The 18,515-nt window shown below is 70.8% G+C and carries 16 protein-coding genes; 13 read left to right on the plus strand and 3 right to left on the minus strand.

Annotation, left to right across the window (positions count from 1 at the left end; translation table 11 throughout):
- Positions 1-133 precede the first annotated feature (133 nt).
- Both ABT070_RS37360 and ABT070_RS37365 read right to left on the minus strand, forming a co-directional pair.
- Positions 134-1,759 (minus strand): alpha/beta fold hydrolase, encoded by a 1,626-nt coding sequence (locus ABT070_RS37360; RefSeq protein ID WP_351767360.1) that lies wholly within the window; start codon positions 1,757-1,759, stop codon positions 134-136.
- Positions 1,760-1,773: 14 nt separating this feature from the next.
- Positions 1,774-3,270, minus strand: coding sequence for an alpha/beta hydrolase (locus ABT070_RS37365; RefSeq protein WP_351767361.1), 1,497 nt, complete (start codon positions 3,268-3,270; stop codon positions 1,774-1,776).
- A gap of 809 nt (positions 3,271-4,079) precedes the next feature.
- Between ABT070_RS37365 and ABT070_RS37370 the strand changes: the two genes are divergently transcribed.
- The 8 genes from ABT070_RS37370 (at position 4,080) to ABT070_RS37405 (ending at position 9,476) form a co-directional block, all read left to right on the plus strand.
- Positions 4,080-4,922 (plus strand): DUF4436 family protein, encoded by an 843-nt coding sequence (locus ABT070_RS37370; RefSeq protein ID WP_351767431.1) that lies wholly within the window; start codon positions 4,080-4,082, stop codon positions 4,920-4,922.
- 264 nt (positions 4,923-5,186) lie between these two features.
- The gene (locus ABT070_RS37375; RefSeq protein WP_351767362.1) at positions 5,187-5,762 is read left to right on the plus strand and encodes a TerD family protein; all 576 of its coding nucleotides are present in this window, start codon (positions 5,187-5,189) and stop codon (positions 5,760-5,762) included.
- An 18-nt stretch (positions 5,763-5,780) separates the two neighbouring features.
- Positions 5,781-5,960 (plus strand): twin-arginine translocase TatA/TatE family subunit, encoded by a 180-nt coding sequence (locus ABT070_RS37380; RefSeq protein ID WP_451101156.1) that lies wholly within the window; start codon positions 5,781-5,783, stop codon positions 5,958-5,960.
- A gap of 220 nt (positions 5,961-6,180) precedes the next feature.
- On the plus strand, positions 6,181-6,309 hold the full coding sequence (locus ABT070_RS37385) for a hypothetical protein (protein ID WP_351767363.1): 129 nt from the start codon (positions 6,181-6,183) through the stop codon (positions 6,307-6,309).
- A gap of 184 nt (positions 6,310-6,493) precedes the next feature.
- Positions 6,494-6,658 carry a hypothetical protein gene (locus ABT070_RS37390; protein WP_351767364.1) on the plus strand — a complete coding sequence of 55 codons (165 nt, stop codon included), beginning with the start codon at positions 6,494-6,496 and terminating at the stop codon, positions 6,656-6,658.
- 1 nt (position 6,659) lies between these two features.
- Positions 6,660-8,165, plus strand: coding sequence for a S1 RNA-binding domain-containing protein (locus ABT070_RS37395; RefSeq protein WP_351767365.1), 1,506 nt, complete (start codon positions 6,660-6,662; stop codon positions 8,163-8,165).
- Positions 8,158-8,577 (plus strand): hypothetical protein, encoded by a 420-nt coding sequence (locus ABT070_RS37400; protein ID WP_351767366.1) that lies wholly within the window; start codon positions 8,158-8,160, stop codon positions 8,575-8,577. The genes ABT070_RS37395 and ABT070_RS37400 overlap by 8 nt, the downstream gene beginning before the upstream one ends.
- Positions 8,578-8,822: 245 nt before the next feature.
- A complete protein-coding gene (locus tag ABT070_RS37405) occupies positions 8,823-9,476 on the plus strand; it encodes a lysophospholipid acyltransferase family protein (protein WP_351767367.1) in 654 nt (217 codons plus the stop codon).
- Between the two features lie 84 nt (positions 9,477-9,560).
- Here the strand turns inward: ABT070_RS37405 and ABT070_RS37410 are convergent, their stop codons facing one another.
- Positions 9,561-10,553 (minus strand): LacI family DNA-binding transcriptional regulator, encoded by a 993-nt coding sequence (locus ABT070_RS37410; protein ID WP_451101209.1) that lies wholly within the window; start codon positions 10,551-10,553, stop codon positions 9,561-9,563.
- A gap of 293 nt (positions 10,554-10,846) precedes the next feature.
- Between ABT070_RS37410 and ABT070_RS37415 the strand changes: the two genes are divergently transcribed.
- The 5 genes from ABT070_RS37415 (at position 10,847) to ABT070_RS37435 (ending at position 18,483) form a co-directional block, all read left to right on the plus strand.
- Positions 10,847-11,773, plus strand: coding sequence for a carbohydrate ABC transporter permease (locus ABT070_RS37415; RefSeq protein ID WP_351767369.1), 927 nt, complete (start codon positions 10,847-10,849; stop codon positions 11,771-11,773).
- A 4-nt stretch (positions 11,774-11,777) separates the two neighbouring features.
- Positions 11,778-12,701: a carbohydrate ABC transporter permease gene (locus ABT070_RS37420; RefSeq protein ID WP_351767370.1), complete on the plus strand. Its 924-nt coding sequence runs from the start codon at positions 11,778-11,780 to the stop codon at positions 12,699-12,701.
- A gap of 92 nt (positions 12,702-12,793) precedes the next feature.
- Positions 12,794-14,131 carry an ABC transporter substrate-binding protein gene (locus ABT070_RS37425; RefSeq protein WP_351767371.1) on the plus strand — a complete coding sequence of 446 codons (1,338 nt, stop codon included), beginning with the start codon at positions 12,794-12,796 and terminating at the stop codon, positions 14,129-14,131.
- A gap of 154 nt (positions 14,132-14,285) precedes the next feature.
- Positions 14,286-16,331, plus strand: coding sequence for a beta-galactosidase (locus ABT070_RS37430; RefSeq protein ID WP_351767372.1), 2,046 nt, complete (start codon positions 14,286-14,288; stop codon positions 16,329-16,331).
- Between the two features lie 124 nt (positions 16,332-16,455).
- On the plus strand, positions 16,456-18,483 hold the full coding sequence (locus ABT070_RS37435; protein ID WP_351767373.1) for an RICIN domain-containing protein: 2,028 nt from the start codon (positions 16,456-16,458) through the stop codon (positions 18,481-18,483).
- The last annotated feature ends 32 nt before the right edge of the window (positions 18,484-18,515 follow it).

Consider the following 18,515-nt stretch of genomic DNA (forward strand, 5'->3'; position numbering starts at 1 on the left):
GGGGGCACCCCCCCCCCCCCCCCACCCCCGCGCCGGGGGGGGGGGGGGGGCCCGCGGGGGGGGGGGCCCCCCCCCCCCCGCCCGGCGCCCCCCCGGGCCCCGGTGGTTCCGGCGGCGGTCGCCGGAAGGCGCCCTACGGTGCGATCTCGAACTGCGGCGGCTGGAGTCCCGCGAGGCAGCTGGTGTCCGGCGCGGTCGGGCGGGCGAAGAACGACGTGGTGATCGTCTGCGCGCACTGCGAGTCGGCGAACACCACGTGGGCGACGTAGGGGACCGTGACGGCGGTGGAGCGACTCAGCGTACGGGCGACGTACGCCCCGTTGCTCGGCGCCGTCTGGGCGTCGAACCCGCCGGACAGGGCGAGGGTCGGGATGTCGCTGCGGGTCACGTCCCGGACCGACGGGGGCGCCGGGGGGACGTCCCAGGCACGGCAGTCGTCGTGGAGCCAGGCGAGCTGCGGGGCGTTGGCCAGCATCGACCGGGGGAACGACGGGAACGCGCGGTGTCCGCCCCGGATGATGTCGGCCCGGCTCTCGTACGGGGTCCACTGGCTGCAGAAGACGCCGTAGACCAGCCCGTGGGCGACCCTTCCGATGGCCTGCGGGCTGTACTTGCCGCCCGCGAGCTGCTCGGCGATCCGCTGCGGGTTGCCGTGGGCCAGTTCGTCGAGGGACCGCGGTACCCCGGCCGCCACATGGGTGGCCGAGGTCAGCCAGGTGACCAGGTTGCTCCCGTCCAGCACGACCTTCACCGGATCCGGGTGGACCGGGACCGTCACGGTGGTGGTGATCGGGTGGGCCTCCAGCTCACTGACGAGGCGGAGGAAGGTGGCCTTCAGGTTCGGGTAGCGGGTGTTGCAGGCGGGCTGCTGCGCGCAGGCCTTGAACAGGCCGTCGAAGCCTTCGCGTGCGGCCTTCCAGGTCACGGCCCCGCCGGCGATGGACGGCGGCAGGACGCCGTCGATGCCGACCGAGCGGATGCCCTTCGGGTGCAGGCGCATGTAGTTGAGCGCCAGGTGGGTGCCGTAGGAGATCCCGAAGACGTTCCACTTCTTGACGCCCAGCGTCTTGCGCAGGTCGTCGTAGTCGGCCGAGCTCTCGATGTCGTTGTAGGTGCTGCGGTCGGCGCCCTTGGCGTCCACGCGGTCGCGGCAGGCCCGGGTCGCGTCGACGTGCAGGCGCCCGGTGGACGGCGCGTTGGAGACGAGGCCGAGGGCGCGGGCGTTGAACCGGTCGATGTTCGGGCAGGTGAGTTCCGGGTCGGCCGAGTAGGTGCCGCGCTGGGACATGAAGATCACGTCGCGGTCGCGGTCGAGGTTGCCGGCGAGCGCCATCGGGATCTCGGAGACCGCGTCGTCGCCGGGGCCGCCCGCGAACCACACGATCGGGTCGGACGCGGGGCTGCTGCTCTCCGCGGGCATGATCGCGACAGCGAGGGTGATCTCGCGTCCGTCGTCGCCCCCGTACCCCTGGGGCTTCTTGGACCCCTGGGCCCTGGAACGCTTCTCGGGCACGGTGAGGGTGCCGCAGCGGGCACGGGCGAGATCGGGGATCGGATCCGCCGTCCTGGGACAGGGGCCCGGTTCGAAGCGGGCGTCGCCCACCGTACGGGCGACCGTGCCGATCGGGCCGCGGGTGCCGGACCCGGCGTGTGCGGGCAGCGCGGCGAGGCAGACGACGAGGGCGCCGGCCGTGGCTCCGGCCAGCGTTGCGGGGAGCCGTCGCGCGGGGCGCCGGCCGGGGTTCTTACCAGGGGACATCGGGCGTACTCCGGTCAGGGGACGATGGTGAACGGCTTGGGTCTCACTCCCGGCACGCAGCCGGTGTCGGGCGCGGTCGGCCGTGCCAGGAAGGAGCGCAGGACCGACGCGGCGCAGGGGTTCTGCGGCACCACCCAGTGGGTGATCCCGGGAATCACCACGGCGGTCGAGCGGGGCAGCGTGCGGCCGGTGAACGGCCCCCAGCTCGCCCCGGTCTTCGCGTCGAAGGTTCCGGTGATGATGAGCGCGGGCACGTTGCTGCGGGTGGCCACCCGCTGGACCGCGGTGCGGTCCGGGACGTTCCAGACGCGGCACAGGTCGTGCTCGAAGGGCAGCTGCGGTGCGTGGGCCAGCACCGAGTCGGGCCAGCCGGGGAAGGCCCGGCGACCCGCCTTCAGCACGTCGCGCTTCGAGAAGCCCGGGGCCCACTCGGCGCAGGCCACCGAGTGCGTCAGCCCGTGGGCGAACTCGCCGATGGCGGGCGTCGCGCCGGCGGCCTGGGCCCGCGCGAGGCGCTCCGGGTTGCCGGCGGCGAGTTCGTAGAGCGCCGCGGGAACGTCGGCGGCGGGTACCAGCTGCCCGTTGGTGACCAGCAGGTTCACCAGGGTGCCGCCGTCGAGGACGACCTTCACCGGGGTTCCGCCACCGGGCGGCGCCGCGGTCAGCCTCAGGGGGTGCGCCTCCAGCCGCCGGACCTGCTCCGTGAGCGTGCGGGAGAGGGCCGGGTAGCGGGACTTGCAGGCGGGCTGGGCCGCGCACGCCGCGAAGATCGCGTTGATCCCCTCCTGTGCGCTGTCCCAGGCCCACGGCAGGCTCACGATCTGTGGCGGCACGACCGAGTCGATCGCCAGCGAACGGATGCCCTGGGGGTGTCGGCGCAGGTAGGTGAGGCCGAGGTCGGTGCCGTAGGAGTAGCCGTAGACGTTCCACTTCTTGATGACCAGGGCCTTGCGGAGGGCGGCGAAGTCCGCGGCGTTCTCGGTGGTGTTGTAGGCCGAGAGATCGTTGCCCTCGGCCGTCAGGCGGTCCCGGCACTTCTTGGCCGCGCGTACCAGCCCCTGTCCGGTGGACGGCGCGTCGTAGGGCAGGCCCACGGCGGTCGCGTTGAACCGGTCCATCTCCGGGCAGGCGAGGCTCGGCTGTGAGTGGAGGGTGCCGCGCTGGGCCACGACGATCAGATCGCGGTCGCGGTTCACGCCGGAGCCGATCAGGAAGGGGATGGCTCCGAAGGCGTCTCCGCCGGGCCCCCCTTCCATGAACACCACGGGGTCCGCGGCCGGCTTCTTCGACGCCGCCGGGATGATGGCGACGGCCAGCCGGACGGTCCGTCGCGTGGGGCGCTCGCGGTTCTCGGGGACCTCCAGGAAGCCGCACCGCCCCGGAACCGGCTCGGGCGTCCGTGGACAGGGGCCCGGCACGAACCGCGCCGGATGCCCCGACGGCGGCGACTGGGCGCTGCTCGGCGCGGTCCCGACCGCACCGAGGGCGCCCAGACATGCGGCGAGGAGCACCGCCTGCGTACGCGCCCTCCGGCCGAGCCGTGGACGGGTGTGTCGAGCACGGTTCCGTTCGGGCGTCCCGGTCGCGGACAAGGAGGGCAGGGGCCCGGGACCGGTGTCGTGTTCCGCCATGTGTTCTCGTCTCTCTCACGTCCCTGGCCATTGCGGTCGGGGGACGGGGTTGGCATGGCTGCGCCCCGCCGCATGACCGGGCAGGGCGCGTACGCCAGCCTGCGTTCGGGCAGGGGCTTCCACCACTCGTCGCCTCCAGTTGGAGCAGCCCCACCGCGGACCGGGGGCTGTCCCAGGTACCCGGACGGCCGGGGGCTGAGCCACCCCCGCTCCGAGGGTGGTCACTCCTCCGCGGGCCCGAGGCGGGCGGCGCGCCTCGCTGCCGCCACGTCGTCCGCATGCACGTCCTCGGGCCACCCCGTAGCGTGGATCACGTGCGTGACGCCCACACCGCGCAGGCGTCGCCCGGGAGGCCCCGTGGCCGGCGGCAGGGGAACGGGATCACCTGGCGGAACGCGGCTTCCGAGTCGGGGCGCCGCCCGGCGATGCGTGCTGATCCGTCCGGCAACTCGGCGCACCCCCGGTGGACTTGAAGACCTCAGCCCTCCGAAACCTCCGAAGTGCGCGATGGCACGGAGCCGATCTCGTTCCAGGTGGCGAAAGCAGGTGGTGTCCGTGAGCCGGATGACCTCGCCACAGGATCCGCCGGTTACGGGCCTGTCCTGCTCCGGTCTCTGGACCGAGTGATGCGTCAGGGCCGTCCGGCATCTGCCGCCTCGCCCCGCCCACGACGGACCGGGAGATCCGTCCTGCGCGTGCTCATCCCCATCGCGATCCTGATCGTGGTGGCGGTGGCCGTCGGCTCGTGGCTCCAGTTCACCGAGCGGCAGGCGGTCGACACCGTGCACACCGTCGGCTCCTCGGCCGCCGACCGGGTCGACGTGGAGGCCGTCGTGCAAAGCGTCGACGCCGTGGGCAGAGAGCTGGTGCTGCGGGTCTGGGTGACCCCTCGCGGGACCCTCGGCGAGGCGGACGGGGCGGCCCCGGTGGCCGATCTCAGCCTACAGACGTCGGGGGCGACCCTCAGCGACCTGGAGTTCGGGGCGCATGAGCGGCTCGCGACGAGAGATGTGCAGGTCGCGCTCACCGGCGGATCGATCAGTGACTACCCGTTCGACACCTACGAGACCGACATCGCGTTCCGGGCGCGGCTGGGCGGCGAGCAGGTGCCGGTACGGATGCTGTTCTCCAACAACGACACGCTCTTCTCGATCTCCGCGGAACCTGCGCCCTCCCGGCAGGAGGCCGTGGTGGCGCTGGGGCTGACGCGCTCGGGCAGCCTGCTCGTGTTCGCCGTCTTCATGATGGTGGTGATGTGGGCGCTGGCGGCGTCCGTGCTCATCGGGGCCTGGTACCTGACGACCGGCAGTGAAGGCCTGGTCTGGCCCGGCCTCGCCTGGATGGCCGCCACCCTGTTCGCCCTCGCCGCGTTCCGCAACACCGCCCCCGGCACACCCCCGATCGGCTGCGTGCTGGACTGGTTCGCCTTCCTGTGGGCCGAGACCGTCATCGCCCTGTGTCTGGTCACCGTGGTCGTCACCGGCGTCAACAAGGCCCTCCGCCAGGACGCGCCGCCCGCGCCGCCGACGTAGTCGCTCCGCCGCACCGGGCGGTCCACGCCCACGGTCATGCGCATCTGGCGGCATGCCAGGATCTGAGGGGGCTTCGGGGTCCTCAGTCGGGGGCCGCCCCCGAGCTCCGACGGTGGTCCTGCCGGGTCCCTCTGAGCACGCCGGGCACCCGGAGTCCGCCAGGGCACCGTCCCCATCATTTCTACAGTCCTGTAGATTCGATTCGGGCGCAACCGCGCGTACCATCTCGACGAGTCCCAACCAGTCTCAACCAGGAGGAAGACAGTGGGAGTTTCCCTGTCCAAGGGTGGCAACGTATCCCTGAGCAAGGCGGCGCCGGGCCTGACCGCGGTCCTGGTCGGTCTGGGCTGGGACGTGCGTACCACCACCGGCACCGACTACGACCTCGACGCCTCCGCCCTGCTCCTGGACGCGTCCGGCAAGGTCCTGTCCGACCAGCACTTCGTCTTCTACAACAACCTGAAGAGCCCGGACGGTTCGGTCGAGCACACCGGTGACAACCTCACCGGTGAGGGCGAGGGCGACGACGAGTCGGTCAAGGTGAACCTCGCCGCCGTGCCCGCCGACATCGACAAGATCGTCTTCCCGGTCTCCATCCACGACGCCGAGAACCGCGGCCAGAGCTTCGGCCAGGTCCGCAACGCGTTCATCCGCGTCGTCAACCAGGCGGGCGGCCAGGAGATCGCACGGTACGACCTGAGCGAGGACGCCTCCACCGAGACCGCGATGGTCTTCGGCGAGCTGTACCGCAACGGCGCGGAGTGGAAGTTCCGGGCCGTGGGCCAGGGTTACGCCTCCGGGTTGGCCGGGATCGCCGCCGACTTCGGCGTCAACGTCTGACCGGGGCGCTCTCTCGTCATGTTCGGACTGAGCGAACTCGTCATCATCCTCGTCGTCGTCATCGCCGTCCTGGCCGCCAGGAAGCTGCCCGAACTGGCGCGTTCGGCCGGCAAGTCGGCGCGCATCCTGAAGGCGGAGGCGCGGGCGGCGAAGGAGGAGGAGCAGTCGCCCGCCGGGGAGGGCCGGTACTCCGGCTGATCCGCTGAAGGGGCAGGCCGCCCGGTCGCGCGGTATCGGACGAACGCGGCCGGTGCGGACGCGCCGGCCGTCCGGCACCCCTGACGCTCCCGCGTGCGGACGGCCTCGGGCCGGCGTCCTGTCCGAGGCTCGCCGGCTACGCCCACCACGCTGTCCGCAGCTCGGCCCGACGGAACCCGGCCGTCCGCACGCGGCGCCACCGCCCCCGGCCCCGGAGGCGGTGGACGCCGCGGTTCTGCGGTGGGAGGCGCGGCGCCTCTCCGCCGTCCAGGCAGGGCACGTCGCCGAGTTGGCGCGCTCCATGCGCGGGGAGTCCCGCGAGCACTTCGTCAACGTGCCTGGTTCCTGACTCCTGTTGGGCATTCGCCCGCGAGATCGTCCGGGCCCGTCCGGGCACGTCCGGACGCGTCGGTGCGGGGCCCTCGCCGACGTGATCCTGCTCGACCTGGAGGATCGGCCTGCGCTGACGGCGTCTCACCTGGGGTGTCCGGCGATCTGTGCGCCGCGCGGGGGGCTTACCGTACGCTCCGGGCATGAGTGAACGCGTCGGCTGTGCGAGATCCGGTCCGGACGAGCAAGACCTCGCCGCCCAGCGTGACTTCCTCCTCGGCCCGGGGGTACCGGAGGACCGGATCCGTCTCCACGTCCTCGAACGCCACGGGAACGCAACGGCGCCTTCGACCTCCGGCGGGCGGTGACATGCTGCCCTACGTCCACCGGGTCACCCGGTACGACCCCGCCGACCGCGATCAGCACGGCCACTACACCGGCGCCGAGCCCTCGACCAGCGACCACGGACCGGTCGAAGCCGCCTACCTGCACGCCGTTGCCGCCTTCGCCGAGGACACCGGCGTCGACAAGCTGGCCGTCCGCGAGCCGCAGCTCGGCGGCTTCGTCCACTTCGGCCTGGAGCCACCGGTCGACGGCCACGGCCTGGCCGAGCTGTTCCCGGCCGGCCTCGCCGGATTCCACGACGGTGCGCTGGTGCCGATCGCCGTCGCCCAGGAACTCGTCCGGGCCATGCTCCGCGACAACGGCGCCTGGTGCCGCCTGGAGGCGGAGGAAGCATTCGCCGTGCACGTCGGATGGGACCAGTACCTCTACATCGGCAGCACCCACCCCTGCGATGCCGCGCTGGCCCGCACCCGCTCGCTCGGCCTGTTCCCGGAACGCCTGGACGCATCGCCGTACGACTTCGCCCCCGGCGACCCACAGCACGTGCAGCGCCCGGCCGACGCCGACTTCTGGGCCCGTCTGCGCTGGACGGTCAGCGCCCACCGCGCCACGTTCCTGGAGGAGACCTACGCCGCGAACGCCTCCCGATGGCACCGCCTCACCCGCGACAACATCGAGGCGGTGCGCTCCCGGCTGGCACCTCGCGCCCAGCTGGCGGTCTGGCCGGACCTGCTCACCGACGTCGCCGCGGCAGTGGCCGCTCTGCCCGAGGAGGGCCTGGTGGAAATCGTCCGGGAGGACGAGGACGGGCGGATCACCGGCAGCATCGTGGACGATTCCCGGTTCGACACGGTCGCCTCCCAGCTCGCCGACGCGTCCTCCGCCGGCGTCGTGTCCCTGTACACCGATGAGCGGCACCCACTGTTCACCGCCGTACTGCCCGACAGCGACGGTGTTCTCCGCGCGCGCTGGCAGACCGAGCCCACGCCCAGCGACCGTGCCTGGGCCTTCCTCAAGACCCTGCGGCGCGGCCAGGTCGTCACCGGCACGGTGACGACCATCGCCGGCTTCGGCGTCACCTTCGTGGACATCGGCGGCTTCACCGCGATGATCAACATCCCGGAGCTGTCCTGGCGTCCGATCGACCACCCGTCCGACGTCGTCAGCGTCGGGCAGGAGATCACGGCCGAGGTCCTCGACGTCGACATGATCCGGGAACGCGTGCCGCTGTCGCTGCGAGCTGTACAGGAAGACCCGTGGCCGCAGGTGGCGCGGCGAGTCGGAGAGGTGATCACCGGGCCGGTCACCAAGATCGTGCCCTTCGGCGCCTTCGTGCGCATCGAAGACCGACAGGACGGCTTCCAGGGGCTGGTGCGCACCAGCGAGCTGGACGGATCGCCCGAGGACGTCATCGAGGTCGGTGACACCCTCACCGTGAAGATCACCGATGTCGATCTCGCGCGCCGTCGCATCGCCCTGTCGCGTGTCCGGGCCCTCGCCGCCGGTACGGAGGACGAGCCGCATGTCTGACGACGAGACGAATCCGATGCGGGCCGAGCTGGACGAGGCGCTCGCGCAGCGCGACGCGGTTCGGCGCGAGCTTCGCGAGCTGCGTGCGCGGCTCTGCCAGGAGCTTGGAATCCTGCGCCGGGAACCGGGACCCGAGGAACCGACCCTCCTGAGCGTCGCGGCCGACCAGGAGATCGTCGCCGCGGTCGCTCACCTGCGAGCCGAGATCGATGCCCTCAAGCAACCCGGCGACGGTACGGACCAACGCTGGTCGAAGATCGACTACCTGATCCTGGAGGGGCGCAGGATCCAAGCCCTCCAGAGGATTCGCGACGAGTTCGGCGGCGGTATTCCCGATGCGCTCGACCTGCTGAACAACCGCTGCATCCGCCTGCGGCAGGACCGACCGGAGGACTTCGTCACCGGCGACTGAAGGCGACCGGGGGCGAGCGACCGGCCCGGCCGCGGCGCCGGCACCCTGACCGTCGCCTGCCGGACGGGACTGGTGAGCCCGACAGGACGGTGAGGCGCCACGCACGACCCCAGCCGGCCTCTTCCCAGCCGAACTCTTCTCCGGCGCGGCCGGGTTCGGCGTGCTTGTTGAGTATCCGTACTCAGGCGCTCTTCTCGCCCGGGAGACGACACTGGGGCTCCGATCGCCCTTACCGGAGGTTCCCCGTGTTCAGCCGTGCCGTCATCGCCCTGACACCCTTCTTCGGGCGGCTCACCGTCACCAGTGAGATCAAGTTGCGCCTGCCCGCGGGGACCCTCTTCGTGGCCAACCACGACTCCATGGCCGACCCCGCCGTCGTCATGACCGCGCTGCGGCGGCTGGAGCTCGAGCCGGTGGTGATGGCGACCGCGGGACTGTGGCACATACCGCTGCTCGGCAGAGCGCTGAGCCGTGACGGTCACATCCCGGTCCACCGCCGTACGGCGCACGCGGCGCTGGCTCTCGACGCCGCCGCCGAGGCGCTGGCCGGTGGCCGGCACGTGCTCCTGTACGGCGAGGGCCGACTGCCGCGCCGCAGGGACGCGGCGGCCACCGCTCCCGAGCCGTTCCGCACCGGGCTCGCCCGTCTGGCGCAGGCGACCGGCGCGCTGGTGGTGCCGGTGGGCCACGCGGGCGCCCGCCGGATCGCCTCGGGGTCTGCCGCGAAGCAGCTGGCGGGCACGTTGACGGCGCCGGTCCGGCGTCCGCACTGCCATGTCCACCTCGGCGCGCCGCTGCGGCTGCCCGCGGAGACCGAGCGCGGCACGGCGGCCGCCCGGCTCGCCGTCACCGCGGCCTGGCGCACCGCGGCCCGCGCCGTGGGCGAACACCCGAGGTAGTCACAGGCGAACCCCGGGGCGCCCTGTGACTGCCTCGGGTGTCCACTCGGTGAAGCGATCCCCGGGGCCGGTCCACCACGGCCGTCAGTGCTCCGCGGGCGGTGGCGCCGTGCTCTGCCGCAGCACCAGCCGCGTCGGTACGAGCGTCGTTCCGTGTTCCGAACCGTCCGGACGCATCTTGCGCAGCACGGCCTGGACGCAGAGGCGGCCGACCTCGGCGAAGTCCTGGTGCAGGGTGGTGAGCGGGGGCAGGAAGGAACTCGCCTCGGGGATGTCGTCAAAGCCGATCACACTGACGTCCTCGGGCACCCGGCGCCCGCCCTCGTGCAGGGCGCGCAGCAGGCCCAGGGCCATCTGGTCGTTGGCCGCGAAGACGGCGGTGCAGTCCTCGCGGGCGGCCAGTTCGCGGCCGGCCAGGTAGCCGGACTCCGCCGACCAGTCGCCCCTGACCAGGGGCGGCGCGGTGCGGCCCGCCTCGGTGAGGGCCGCCCGCCAGGCGTCCGCGCGGCGCTGCGCCGCGAACGAGCCCTCGGGTCCGCCGAGATGCCAGACGGTCCGATGGCCCAGGTCGAGGAGATGCTGGACGGCGGTCTTGGTGCCGCCCGCCTGGTCGGTGTCCACGACGGTGTAGTGGTCGCCGGCGTCGGAGTCCACGACCACGACCTGGACGTGCGGTGGGAGTTTCACGGTGGCCGCGTCCAGCAGGTGGACCTCCATGATGACGATGACCGCGTCGACGGCCAGCTCCTCCAGCCGGGAGAACGCGCCGCGCACCTCGTCGCTGGTGGGGACGGCCACCGGGAGCAGGGTCACCGCGTAGCCCTCGGCGGCCGCCGAGGTCGCGATCGCCTCCAGGGTGCGCACATTGCCGGTCGTGGACAGCGTGAACGTGATGACACCGATCGTGCGGAACTCACCGCGCTTGAGGGCGCGGGCGGCGCTGTTGGGCCGGTAGCCGAGTTCCTTCATGGCCTCGAGGACCTGCTGCCGGGTCTCCTCGTTCACACCGGCGTAACCGTTGGAGACGCGGGAGACGGTCTGCGAGGACACCCCGGCGAGCCGAGCGACGTCCGCCATGGAGGCCGTGGCCCGGGCGCGTCCCGGCACTTTGGCCGGTGATCTTTCAGCCATGTCCACTCGGTGTGCCCACCTCTCTGTCGGCGCAGGTGCCACGGTCTCACCGGAGGACCCTTGACCATCGTTATCGGGGCAGTGTAGACATGCCGCCATCAGATGTTTACGTAAACATAACAGCTCACGCAGCCTCTTGCGTGGCTGATGTTTACGTAAACATCATGGTGGCGGTGGGGCGTTCGGAAATCTCCGCGCAACACCGCCCCGGTTCCAGGACTGGACGAGCGAGGAACGACATGACGACGCTGCAACCGCCGGTGGCCGCCGAGCCGCGGCCGGCACCTCCCCCGGCGAAAGGGGACCGCCGCTCCTGGACGGGGTGGGGTTTCATCGGTCCCTTCGTGGCCGTTTTCACCCTGGTCTTCCTGGCCCCGATCATGTATTCGATCTACCTGAGCCTCTTCCGTGACCAGCTGATCGGCGGCAACCAGTTCGTCGGGCTGGACAACTACACGCGGGCGCTGCAGGACGACGCGTTCTGGTCGGCAGTCGGCCGGGTGGCGCTGTTCCTGGCGATCCAGGTGCCGATCATGCTGGGTATCGCCCTGCTGGTGGCGCTGGCGCTGGACAGCGGCCGGCTCTACGGCAAGAGCTTCTTCCGGATCACGATCTTCCTGCCGTACGCCGTGCCCGCCGTGGTCGCCACCCTGATGTGGGGCTTCATGTACGGCACCAAGTACGGCCTGGTGGGCGACATCAACTCCGCGTTCGGTGTCACGCTGCCCGACCTACTCTCCCCCAGCTGGGTGCTCGCCTCCATCGGCAACATCGTGACCTGGGAGTTCGTCGGGTACAACATGCTGATCTTCTACTCGGCGCTGCGGGTCATCCCGACCTCGCTGTACGAGGCGGCGGAGATCGACGGCGCCGGTCAGTGGCGGATCATCAGCTCGATCAAGCTGCCCGCGATCCGGGGCGCGATCGTCATCGCGACGATCTTCTCGATCATCGGCAGCTTCCAGCTCTTCAACGAGCCGAGCATCCTGCGTCCGCTGGCGCTGAACGCCATCACCACGGACTACACGCCGAACTTCTACACGTACTCGCTGTCCTTCAACGGCCAGCAGCACAACTACTCCGCGACGGTCGCCATCATCATGGGCGTCATCACGATGATCGTCGCCTACGCCGTCCAGCTGCGCGGCATGCGCAAGGGAGCGTGACCCGATGAGCACCTCTGTCACCTCCTCCCCCGCGAAGAACACCGCCCCCAGACTGCGGACCCCCCGTAAGAAGCACGACCCGAGCAAGCCGAAGCGCAATGTGCTGCTGACGGTGCTGATGGCCCTGATGGTCCTCTACACCGTGGTGCCGCTGATCTGGCTGGTCATCAACTCGACGAAGACCCAGTCGGGCCTGGCCGACTCCAACGGCCTGTGGTTCGCCCACGACTTCGCCCTGTGGGACAACATCCGGACCACCTTCACCTACCACGACGGCATCTTCGGCCGCTGGCTGCTGAACACCCTGCTGTACGTGGTGCTCGGTGCGGGCGGCGCGACACTGCTGGCCGTGCTGGGTGGGTACGCACTGGCGAAGTTCCAGTTCCCCGGCAAGCGTGCGATCTTCGCCGTGGTGATCGGCGCGGTCGCCGTGCCGGCTACGGCGCTGGCCGTGCCGACCTTCCTGATGTTCAGCAAGATGGGGCTGACCGACACCCCCTGGGCCGTGATCATCCCCTCGCTGGTGTCGCCGTTCGGCCTCTATCTGATGTGGGTGTTCGCCGCGGAGGCGATCCCGACCGAGCTGCTGGAGGCGGCCCGGATGGACGGGGCGAGCGAGGTGCGGACCTTCTTCCAGGTCGCGCTGCCGCTGCTGGCCCCCGGGATCGTGACCGTGCTGCTGTTCACCACGGTCGCCACCTGGAACAACTACTTCCTCCCGCTGATCATGCTGAAGGACCCGAACTGGTACCCGTTGACGCTGGGTCTGAGCGCCTGGAGCTCCCAGGCACAGACCATCGGCGGCGACGTGATCTTCAACCTGGTGATCACGGGATCCCTGCTCACGATCATTCCCCTGATCGCTGCCTTCCTGTTCCTCCAGAAGTACTGGCAGTCCGGCCTCGCCGCCGGAAGTGTCAAGGAGTGACGTGGGCCGCGCCCCCAAGCCCCACATTTGAGCACCACCCGCACCACCCCCACCCTCACCTGTCCCACCCACGAAGAAGTGGAAGCAGCCCCATGCGCAGAACAACGAGCCGCATCCTGCGCGGCATCGCCCTCGTCTCCACCCTCGCCCTGGGCGTCACCGCCTGCGGCGGCTCGGACGACGACTCCGACACGAAGGCCGTCTCCGCCGGCGACATCCAGGCCGCCCTGGACAAGGGCGGCGACATCACGGTCTGGGCCTGGGAGCCCACCCTGAAGACCGTGGCCGCCGACTTCCAGAAGAAGTACCCGAAGGTCAAGGTCAACCTGGTCAGCGAGCGCTCCGGCGACAAGCACTACACCGCGCTGTCCAACGCGATCTCGGCCGGCAAGGGTGTCCCGGACGTCGCCCAGGTCGAGTACTTCGCGCTCGGTCAGTACTCCCTGACCAAGGGCCTGACCGACCTGGCCTCCTACGGCGCCGACAAGCTCGCCTCGAAGTACACGCCCGGCCCGTGGAACGCGGTCAGCGAAGGCGACAAGGTCTACGGCCTGCCGATGGACTCGGGCCCGATGGCGCTGTTCTACAACAAGAAGGTCTTCGACAAGTACAAGATCGCCGTCCCGACCACCTGGGACGAGTACCTGGACGCGGCCCGCAAGCTCCACAAGGCCGACCCGAAGGCCTACATCGCCAACGACACCGGTGACGCGGGCCTCACCACCTCCCTGCTGTGGCAGGCCGGTTCGCGCCCCTACAAGGTCGACGGCACCAACGTCGCCATCAACTTCGACGACGCGGGCGCCAAGAAGTTCGAGACGGTCTGGCAGAAGCTGATCGACGAGAAGCTGCTCGCCCCGGTCACCGGCTGGACCGACGACTGGTACAAGGGCCTCGGCGACGGCACCATCGCCACCCTGGCCACCGGCGCCTGGATGCCCGCCAACTTCGTGTCCGGCGTCCCGAACGCCACGGGCCAGTGGCGCGCTGCGGCGATGCCGGCCTGGACCGCGGGCGACAAGGCCAGCGCGGAGAACGGCGGCAGCTCGCTGGCGGTTCCGGCGCTGAGCAAGAACAAGGAACTCGCGTACGCCTTCACCGAGTACGCCAACGCCGGTGACGGTGTCGCCACCCGCGTCAGCGAGGGCGCCTTCCCCGCCACCAAGGCGGAGCTGGAGTCGGCCGCTTTCCAGAGCAAGAAGTTCGACTACTTCGGCGGTCAGGAAGCCAACAAGATCTTCGCCGACTCCGCCGCGAACGTGGCGAGCGACTGGTCGTACCTCCCCTTCCAGCCGTACGCGAACTCGATCTTCAACGACACCGTCGGCAAGGCCTACGTCTCCGGCACCAAGCTGGCGGACGCTCTGAAGACCTGGCAGGACGCCTCGATCAAGTACGGCGAGGAGCAGGGCTTCACCGTCGAGAAGTAGTCGAGAAGCAGTCGGCAAGCAGTCCGACACACCTACTCGACACAGGCACTCGACGAGCACTCGACAAGCTCGACAAGCTCGACAAGCAAGAAGCGCCGGGCGGCGCGGCACCCGGGCCGCGCCGCCCCCGTGCACCACTTTCGGAAGGACCGCCATGATCTCCACCCTCCAGTCCCGCATGCTGCGCGGGGCGGACGGTGACCCCGCTCCGCGTCTGGCGTACGGCGCCGACTACAACCCCGAGCAGTGGCCCCGGGACGTGTGGGAGGAGGACGTGCGGCTGATGCGGGAGGCCGGCGTCACCGTCGTCTCCGTGGGGATCTTCTCCTGGGCCCGTATCCAGCCGGGTCCGGACACCTGGGACTTCGGCTGGCTCGACGAGGTCATGGACCTGCTGCACGCGGGCGGGATCGGTGTCGACCTGGCCACCGCCACCGCCTCCCCGCCGCCGTGGCTGACCACGGCCCACCCGGAGATCCTGCCGGTCACGGCGAACGGCGAGACGCTCTGGCCGGGCGCCCGCCAGCACTGGCGGCCCACCTCCCCCGTCTTCCGTGAGTACGCCCTGCGTCTGGTCCGGAAGATGGCCGACCGCTACAAGGACCACCCGGCCCTCGTCGCCTGGCACGTCTCCAACGAACTGGGCTGCCACAACGTCTACGACCACTCGGACGACGCGGCCCGCGCCTTCCGGGTCTGGCTGCGTGCCCGCTACGGCTCGCTCGACGCCCTCAACCACGCCTGGGGCACCGCGTTCTGGTCGCAGCGCTACAGCGACTGGGAGCAGATCCTGCCGCCGCGGCTGGCCGCCTCGCACCCCAACCCGACCCAGCAGCTGGACTTCAAGCGGTTCTCCTCGGACGCCCTGAAGGACCACCTGATCGCCGAGCGGGAGATCCTCAAGGGGATCACGCCGGACGTCCCGGTCACCACGAACTTCATGGTGATGGGCAACACCAAGGGCATGAACTACCCGGACTGGGCGGGCGAGATCGACTTCGTCTCCAACGACCACTACGTCCACCCCGGCCCGCAGGACCGCGACGAGCTGTCCTTCTCCGCGAACCTCACCAGCGGCATCGCGGCCGGCCGGCCGTGGTTCCTGATGGAGCACTCCACCAGCGCCGTCAACTGGCAGCCCGTCAACGTGGCGAAGCGGCCCGGCGACCTGGCCCGCGACTCGCTGCTGCACGTGGCGCACGGCGCGGACGCGGTGTGCTTCTTCCAGTGGCGGCAGTCGGCGGCCGGCGCCGAGAAGTACCACTCGGCGATGGTGCCGCACGCCGGCCCGGACAGCGACCTGTTCCGCGCGGTGGCCGAGCTCGGCGCCACGCTGAAGACCCTCGCCCCGGTGGCGGGTTCGGAGCGGGAGCCGGCGGCCGTCGGCATCCTCTACGACTGGGATTCGTGGTGGGCCAGTGAGCAGGACTCCCACCCGACCGCTCTGCTGGACTACCGGCAGGAGGCGCTCGACTGGTATTCGGCGCTGCTCGCCCTGGGCGTCCGCGCCGACCTCGTCACCACCCGCGCCGACCTCTCCCGGCACCAGGTGCTGATCGCGCCCGTGCTGCACGTGGTGCCGGCCGAACTGGCCAAGGACCTCACGCGCTACGCCGAGCAGGGCGGCCACCTCGTCACCACGTACTTCTCCGGCGTGGTCGACGAGAACGACCACGTCTGGCTCGGCGGATACCCGGGCGCCCTGCGCGACCTGCTCGGCATCCGCATCGAGGAGTTCGGCCCGCTGCTCGCCGGGGAGTCCGTGGAACTGGACGACGCCACCTCGGGCAGCCTGTGGACCGACCGGATCACCGTCACCGACGGCGACACCGAGGCCCTGGCGCACTACCGCACGGGTGTGCACGCCGGACGCCCCGCCGTCACCCGGCGCACGACCGGCGGCGGTTCGGCCTCCTACGTCTCCACCCGCCTCGGTGTCGACGGGCTCACCTCGCTGCTGCCCCAGCTGCTGGAGCTGGCCGGCGTCAGCAGCGAACTCCCGGCGGACGTCCGCGGGTCGGTCGAGCTGACCGTCCGGCGGGGCGCCGAGGGACGGTTCCTGTTCCTGGTCAACCGGACCGACGGCACGGTGCCGGTGACCGGGCTGGACGGCGAGGTGCTGGTCGGCACCAGCGACGCCGAGGGCGCCCTCGTCCTCGGGCCGCGGGAGGTCGCCGTCCTGCGCCGGCCCGGCAACTGACGACACGCACCCGCACCCCTTACGACTCCTCGGCACGGTACGCACCCGCGCCGAGGGCCATCCCCTCCTGCCCGCGCGGCGGGAGGGGCCCACCACAGCGACCGCACCGCAGTTGGGAGCACAGATGGCACGCCGTACCCGCAGCAGACGTAACCTCGGGGCCGCCGCACTCACCGCGCTGGCCACCGGGGCCGCCCTCCTCAGCGTCCCCGTGCAGGCGCACGCCGAGGCCGCCGTCACCGTGACGCCGGATCCGTCGTACCAACAGCAGAAGTTCGAGGGCTGGGGCACCAGCCTGGTCTGGTTCGCCAACGCCACCGGGGACTATCCCCCGGCGATCCGCGAGAAGCTCGCCAAGCTGCTCTTCGGCGACGACGGTCTCGCGCTGAACATCGCCCGGTACAACATAGGCGGCGGCAACGCCCCGGACGTCACGGACTATCTGCGGGCCGGCGGTGCCGTCGAGGGCTGGTGGAAGGCGCCCGCGGGCACCACCCGCGAGGACACCGACTGGTGGAGCGCGGACGACCCCGCCGACTGGAACAAGGACGCCGACGCCACCCAGCGCTGGTGGGTGGACCGCATCAAGAAGGACATCACCCACTGGGAGACGTTCAGCAACTCCCCTCCGTGGTTCATGACCGAGAGCGGGTACGTGTCCGGCGGCTTCAACGCCAACACCGACCAGCTCAAGACCGACTCCGTCGACGACTTCGCCGCCTATGTGGCGGGCGCGACCAAGCGTCTGGAGAAGGCCGAGGGCATCAAGGTCGACACCGTCGACCCGTTCAACGAGCCCAACACCGGCTACTGGGGCACCCGGCTGGACGCGAACGGCCGGCCCGTCGGCGGCCGCCAGGAGGGCGCCCACATCGGCCCCGAGCTCCAGCAGAAGGTGCTCGCCTCGCTGGCGCCCGCCTTGAAGAAGGCCAAGGTCAAGGCCGAGATCTCGGCGATGGACGAGACCAACCCGTCCATCTTCGCGACGAACTGGAACGCCTACTCGCAGGCCTCCAAGGACCTCGTCGACCAGATGAACGTCCACACCTACGGCACCGGTCAGCGCACCACCGTGCGGGATCTCGCCAAGGCCGCCGACAAGCCGCTCTGGATGAGCGAGGTCGAGGGCGACTGGGGCGACGGGCAGAGCTTCACGGACATGCGTCCGGGCCTCGGGCTCGCCCAGCAGATGGTGAACGACCTGCGGGAACTGGAGCCCACCGCCTGGGTGTTCTGGCAGCCGGTCGAGGACTACGACAACATGAAGCCGGGCGGCGAGTCCGCGAAGGGCGGCAACTGGGGCTCCATCCAGCTCCCGTTCAGCTGCACCGCCACGGACACCCTCGAGTCCTGCCCGATCTACACCAACACCAAGTTCGACACGGCCAGGAACTTCACGCACTTCATCAAGCCCGGCGACAAGCTGATCAAGGTGGACGACACCTCGAGCGCCGCCGCCGTGACCAAGGACGGCAAGGGCGCCTCGGTCGTCCACGTCAACAGCACCACCGCGGCCCGCACGGTCACCATCGACCTGTCCAGGTTCCGCACCATCAAGGGCAGCGCGACCGTCACCCCCACGGTGACCAGCGCCGACGGCAAGCTCAAGCGGCAGGCCCCGGTCGAGGTCGTCGACGGCAGGGCCACGTACACCGTCCCCGCCCAGTCCGTGACCTCCTTCGCGGTCAAGGGCGTCTCCGGCGTCGCGAAGAACGCGGGCCTGTTCAGCAAGGGCCACTCCTACACGCTGACCGGCGTGCAGAGCGGCAAGGCGGTGACCGTCGGGGCCAACGGCACGAACCTGGTCATCGGCTCGGCCAACGGCACCGCCGCGCAGGACTGGCAGCTGGACGCCCGGTACGGCAAGACGGGCGCCCGCCAGCACTACGTCTTCGCCAACCCGGCCGAGGGCAAGCGCCTCGCCGTCCGCGACAACGTGCCGGTGGTGGAACCCGACACCGGCACGCGTGACCCGGCCACCGAATGGATCATGTCGACCACCGGCGACGGGACGTGGACCCTGGTCAACGTGGCCACCGGACGCCTCCTCGAGGTCGGCGGCCAGGCGACCAACGAGGGCGCGGCCGTCACGACCTGGCAGGCCAACTCCGGTTCCAACCAGCGCTGGAGGGTCACCGACGTGACCCCGTAAGCCCTGCCCGGCCCGCCGGTCCTGATCGGTCC

It is taken from the genome of Streptomyces sp. NPDC002884 (genome assembly GCF_040295245.1).
Lineage (GTDB): Bacteria > Actinomycetota > Actinomycetes > Streptomycetales > Streptomycetaceae > Streptomyces.

Excerpts from the sequence above, each read along its gene's own strand:
- ABT070_RS37360 (WP_351767360.1), bottom strand. The coding sequence starts at position 1,759 with ATGTCCCCTGGTAAGAACCCCGGCCGGCGCCCCGCGCGACGGCTCCCC.
- ABT070_RS37380 (WP_451101156.1), top strand. The coding sequence starts at position 5,781 with ATGTTCGGACTGAGCGAACTCGTCATCATCCTCGTCGTCGTCATCGCC.
- ABT070_RS37390 (WP_351767364.1), top strand. The coding sequence starts at position 6,494 with ATGAGTGAACGCGTCGGCTGTGCGAGATCCGGTCCGGACGAGCAAGAC.
- ABT070_RS37395 (WP_351767365.1), top strand. The coding sequence starts at position 6,660 with ATGCTGCCCTACGTCCACCGGGTCACCCGGTACGACCCCGCCGACCGC.
- ABT070_RS37400 (WP_351767366.1), top strand. The coding sequence starts at position 8,158 with ATGTCTGACGACGAGACGAATCCGATGCGGGCCGAGCTGGACGAGGCG.
- ABT070_RS37410 (WP_451101209.1), bottom strand. The coding sequence starts at position 10,553 with ATGGCGGACGTCGCTCGGCTCGCCGGGGTGTCCTCGCAGACCGTCTCC.
- ABT070_RS37415 (WP_351767369.1), top strand. The coding sequence starts at position 10,847 with ATGACGACGCTGCAACCGCCGGTGGCCGCCGAGCCGCGGCCGGCACCT.
- ABT070_RS37420 (WP_351767370.1), top strand. The coding sequence starts at position 11,778 with ATGAGCACCTCTGTCACCTCCTCCCCCGCGAAGAACACCGCCCCCAGA.
- ABT070_RS37425 (WP_351767371.1), top strand. The coding sequence starts at position 12,794 with ATGCGCAGAACAACGAGCCGCATCCTGCGCGGCATCGCCCTCGTCTCC.
- ABT070_RS37430 (WP_351767372.1), top strand. The coding sequence starts at position 14,286 with ATGATCTCCACCCTCCAGTCCCGCATGCTGCGCGGGGCGGACGGTGAC.
- ABT070_RS37435 (WP_351767373.1), top strand. The coding sequence starts at position 16,456 with ATGGCACGCCGTACCCGCAGCAGACGTAACCTCGGGGCCGCCGCACTC.